Source organism: Mesorhizobium sp. P5_C1 (genome assembly GCF_054049815.1).
On record NZ_JBFULQ010000781.1, the window covers coordinates 1 to 1,979 of the forward strand.

Genomic DNA, 1,979 nt, shown 5'->3' on the forward strand with positions numbered 1-1,979 from the left:
CGCGTGTGCAAAGTGACTTCCTGATCCCAGCCATGCGGGCGATGGCTGATCGCCACGAGACGATCGGAAACGTCCGTGGCAAGGGTCTGATGTTCGCGATCGAGGTCGTCTGTGACCGCGCGGCCAAGGCGCCCGCTGGAAAGCAGTACATGGCCACGCTCGGGCAACTGGCCTATGACGCCGGCGCTCTGGTCAGAATCGTCGGGCACATGATGATCTTCTCACCGGCCTTGATTATCCAGCGCGAGGAATGCGAACAAATCGTATCGGCTGTTGAAGCCGCATTCGCCAAGAACCTGGTAAATCCGGCGACGTAGATGCGGGAACCATACGCATAGGCAGCACGGGGTGGCCCTGAATACCATCGGCGGCGCCAAAGGCTGCAGCGTCATTGGATGCAGTCCGCGCTGTGCGCGCCGTAAAGGGTCAGGCCTCGGTCACCTTGACCAACTTGGTGACCATGTAGGCTTCCATCGCTTCGCTCCCGCCCTCCGAACCGTGGCCAGAATCCTTGACCCCGCCAAATGGTACTTCCGGCAGCGCCAGCAGATTGTCATTGACGCTCAACATCCCGGTCTCAAGTCGCGATCCAAGTTGCGATATGATTGTATTCGATCGCGTGAAGGCGAAGGCCGCGAGGCCAAAGGGTAGCCTATTGGCCTCGTCCACCGCTTCTTCCAGCGTCTCGAACGGCCTGAAGAGCGCGATCGGCCCGAACGGCTCCTCGTTCATTGCTCTCGCGGAAAGTGGCACCTCCGAGAGGATGGTCGGTTCGAAGTAGTAGCCGATATTCCCGTGGCGCCGGCCCCCGCTGCGGAGCCGCGCACCTTGCTCCAGCGCGTCCTGGACGAGAGCTTCCATCGCATGCAGACGCCGCTCATTGGCGAGAGGTCCAATCGTTGTACCCGCATTCATGCCGTCGCCGATGCGCAGCGTCGATGCCTCTGCCACGAAGTGGCTCAGGAAATCGTCATAGGCTGCCTGCTGGATCAGGAAGCGGGTCGGCGAAACACAGATCTGTCCGGCATTCCGGAATTTGGCCTGCGCCATGACCTTGGCGGCCGCCGAGATGTTCGCATCATCGAACACGAGGACGGGTGCATGTCCACCAAGCTCCATCGTCGTGCGCTTCATGTGTTGGCCGGCAAGGGCAGCAAGCTTCTTGCCGACGGCCGTCGATCCGGTGAAGGAAATCTTGCGAATAGCCGGATGGGCGATCAGGAATTCGGAAATGGCGGCAGGATTGCCGTAGACAAGATTGAGCACACCCTTCGGCAGGCCGGCATCCAGAAATGCCCTGGCCAATTCCGCGACGCATGCTGGCGCTTCTTCTGCAGGCTTGGCTACCACCGAGCAACCGGCACCGATGGCTGCGGCGATCTTGCGGGCAGCCTGGTTCAGGGGAAAGTTCCATGGCGTCAGAACGGCCACGGGGCCAACTGGCTCCTTCAGGACGAGTTGCTGTGTTGCAGGCGCCCGCGACGGCACGACTCTGCCGTAGGTGCGCCTGCTTTCTTCGGCGAACCATTCGATCGTATCGGCCGCGACCTGCACTTCCGCGGACGATTCGGCCAAAGGCTTTCCTTGTTCGAGCGTCAAAAGCCGCGCGATAATCGCAGTACGCTCCCTCAGCAGCGCTGCCGCGGCGCGCATGATCTTCGACCGCTGGTAAGGTGCGACGGCGCGCCATTCGGCGAAGCCCAGCCGTGCCGCCTCCACCGCGCGCTCGAGGTCAATCGCAGTTGCGCTGGCAACATGGCCGATTGGTTGTCCTGTCGCCGGATTGACGACCGAATAGGTTCCTCCGTCGTCGCTGTTGCGCCATGTGTTCCCGATGAACAGCTGCACTGACGGATAGGAGATGCCGGCTTCGTTCGTCATCGCTTCCTCGGAATGTATCTTGATGGTCGCGCGCCGGGCCTTATGTCCGCGGCGGATTGCGTCGTTCGGCTCGTCAACCGGCTGGAAGAAGTCTGCGT

General features: G+C 61.5%; 2 protein-coding genes. One reads left to right on the top strand and one right to left on the bottom strand.

Annotated features, from left to right (window positions below):
- Positions 1–317: aminotransferase class III-fold pyridoxal phosphate-dependent enzyme (locus ACXJ7R_RS31205; RefSeq protein WP_457155169.1), on the top strand; the 317-nt coding region annotated here is incomplete at its 5' end.
- A gap of 109 nt (positions 318–426) precedes the next feature.
- On the opposite strand, the gene ACXJ7R_RS31210 is transcribed toward ACXJ7R_RS31205, so the two are convergent.
- The gene (locus tag ACXJ7R_RS31210) at positions 427–1,881 is read right to left on the bottom strand and encodes an NAD-dependent succinate-semialdehyde dehydrogenase (RefSeq protein ID WP_457155170.1); all 1,455 of its coding nucleotides are present in this window, start codon (positions 1,879–1,881) and stop codon (positions 427–429) included.
- Positions 1,882–1,979 lie beyond the last annotated feature (98 nt).

Excerpts from the sequence above, each read along its gene's own strand:
- ACXJ7R_RS31210 (WP_457155170.1), bottom strand. The coding sequence starts at position 1,881 with ATGACGAACGAAGCCGGCATCTCCTATCCGTCAGTGCAGCTGTTCATC.